We start from the raw sequence: 1,862 nt of genomic DNA, 5'->3' as shown, positions 1-1,862 counted from the left end.
GAGGCGGGTTGAAACCGCGCCTCTTCACTTCTTGTCCGATATGATTTACTCAATGAAGTGAACAAATCATAACGGTTCGGGAGTGTCAAGACTCCCCTACCTACCTTGGTCAGGTTAATTCCTAACTGTGTAGCTACTTTCTTGGCTATATTGGCGGCACCATTGCAGTCCGCGTTAATCAAGTGTCCAAAAGAAGTTTCGTATAATCCACGTCTAATTCGTTTACCCGACGGTTTCCATCCTTTGGGTTTTTCACCAATTTTTGGGAGGCTGTCGTCGTCAAGGTAAGAGGCTTTGCTAGTGTAAGACTCTTCAGTAATGGTTAATTTGATTCCGTACTCATAGCAAAGTTGCTTTAACCGTTCGATCAGTCTACCGGTGGGAATGACTACAAAATTCTGATTACCTCGTTTTCCAATATTGGAACGGTTTTTCTGACCTTCGTTCCAGCCAATTATTAAATTACCAATGCGATCATTCAGGCACCGATTAATGATAAACCTAGCCGCCTTGTTGATGACATCTCTCATCTGGTTATTGCGCTTCCGTTGCACCCGATCGAGGTTGGAATCCCAATAAAAATCGGGCTTCCCCTGCTTGTATTTTGCAACTAATCGGCAATACCCCTGATTCATGGACTTGAGTTTTCGACCATCAATAATCAAGCTTTTTCCTTGAGTCGAGACACCTGTTAACCAGTTGGTTCCACCGTGATCAAAACTCCAAGCTTGAGTGTAATCAAGGTAGTGGTTGTTAGATATTGGCTGTTTCCCATCGTCGATCACCCAGTCGATCCAAAGTTCTCCTAGGTACGGACGAATAGTCACCTCTTTGACCCAGTCAGGATCTATAAAATCCGGTGGGTCTAGTGAGATCTCAGCAATCAGATGTGGCCTAGTTTCAATGCTTATCGACGGGTAGAACAAACCTTTTTTGTAGTTAAGTGCTTGACGAGGAAACGCAACAGCAGCTAATCCACCTTTTTGGCGATATCTAAGTAATTTTGGTCGGTCAACTTTGCCCTTGTAATAAAGACTCACTAGTTGGTTGTAGCTAGTAATAGATTCACCGACTGCTTTTAATGTCTGTTGAGCAGACTGGGCAGCCATTGCCTTGTAATGTGGATTTAACTTTAATGCTTTATCTAATTCTGGGTATTTTGTGCTGCATTTGTAGGTTTTCCAACCATACCTAAGATTATCACCTTTCCAGTAGGTTGTAAATGCTTCTTGTTGCTGCTCCAGCCAACTGTAGTGTTTTTGTTTGGTGTAATAAATTGCACAATTTATGAGGCTATTGGCTTGCTGACATTGAAAAATCCAAAAAGCTTTCTCTTCGTCACTAAATGATGCTCTAACTGGTATCGTCTTGTACACTTTGCCATCACCTCCTGTAGACCATTATCATTGTTGCTACATTTACTGTCAACAAAACTCAGGTAAGATGGCCAAATTATCCATCGAAGATCACCAGTATCGAAGAACCGAAAACTCAGTATCCTCAATTAATTATCATTTCGTCTTTGTTCCAAAGCGTCGAAAACCAGTATTAATCAGGGATATAGCCAGACGGTTGCAGGAAATAATATTTGAACTGGTAACTGAACATGGATGGAAACTGATCGCATTGGAAATAATGCCCGATCATGTTCATTTGTTCGTAAACGCGCCTACCCACGAGTCCCCAGCGGATATAGCCAGGTGGGTAAAAGGACGGGCATCTCATTATTTACGCAAAGAATTCCCAGAACTAAAGAAACTGCCATCATTGTGGACTCCGACCTACTTTGTGGCGTCAACAGGTCAAGTAAGTACAGAGGTAGTCAAAAAATATATCGAAAGTCAACGAGGCAAGTAACAAAT

At 42.1% G+C, this 1,862-nt stretch carries 2 protein-coding genes; one reads left to right on the top strand and one right to left on the bottom strand.

Annotated elements, in window-relative coordinates:
- Positions 1-1,376 (bottom strand): transposase (locus F6K52_RS35885; RefSeq protein WP_293089922.1); only part of this gene is annotated, 1,376 nt, incomplete at its 3' end.
- Positions 1,377-1,443: 67 nt separating this feature from the next.
- On the opposite strand from F6K52_RS35885, the gene tnpA reads away from it, so the two are divergent.
- The gene (gene tnpA / locus F6K52_RS35880) at positions 1,444-1,857 is read left to right on the top strand and encodes an IS200/IS605 family transposase (RefSeq protein WP_293089920.1); all 414 of its coding nucleotides are present in this window, start codon (positions 1,444-1,446) and stop codon (positions 1,855-1,857) included.
- The last annotated feature ends 5 nt before the right edge of the window (positions 1,858-1,862 follow it).

It is taken from the genome of Moorena sp. SIO3H5 (assembly GCF_010692395.1).
Lineage (GTDB): Bacteria > Cyanobacteriota > Cyanobacteriia > Cyanobacteriales > Coleofasciculaceae > Moorena.
Note: the sequence above shows the minus strand (reverse complement) of the source record. Positions and strands in the feature narration are given on the sequence as shown.

What these genes read in the sequence shown, in the direction of transcription:
- tnpA (WP_293089920.1), top strand. Translation starts at nt 1,444, where the DNA reads ATGGCCAAATTATCCATCGAAGATCACCAGTATCGAAGAACCGAAAAC.